At 24.1% G+C, this 237-nt stretch carries 1 protein-coding gene; it reads left to right on the top strand.

Annotated elements, in window-relative coordinates; all coding sequences use genetic code 11:
• Positions 1-165 (top strand): transcription antitermination protein NusB (locus tag ACEWL1_RS12210; RefSeq protein WP_409233572.1); only part of this gene is annotated, 165 nt, incomplete at its 5' end.
• Positions 166-237 lie beyond the last annotated feature (72 nt).

Below are 237 nucleotides of genomic sequence, written 5' to 3'. Positions count from 1 at the left end.
GTCCCGTCAATTCCGGTTCGAGTAACTATTAATGAGTATATTGAAATATCAAAAGATTATTCAAACAATAAAAGCGGTTATTTTATTAACGGGGTGTTAGATAAACTCTCAAGAGAGTATTCTGAAAATAAAAGAATTTATAAAATTGGTAGAGGATTGTTATAATTTAGTATTTTTACATAAAATTTTTAAATCATTAGAAAAATAATTGTATTTAGTTTAGATGTTTCATTAGTA

It is taken from the genome of Polaribacter gochangensis, assembly GCF_046224025.1.
Classification (GTDB): Bacteria; Bacteroidota; Bacteroidia; order Flavobacteriales; family Flavobacteriaceae; genus Polaribacter; species Polaribacter gochangensis.
The sequence above is the reverse complement of the archived record's forward strand: the minus strand, read 5'-3'. Positions and strand labels throughout refer to the sequence as shown.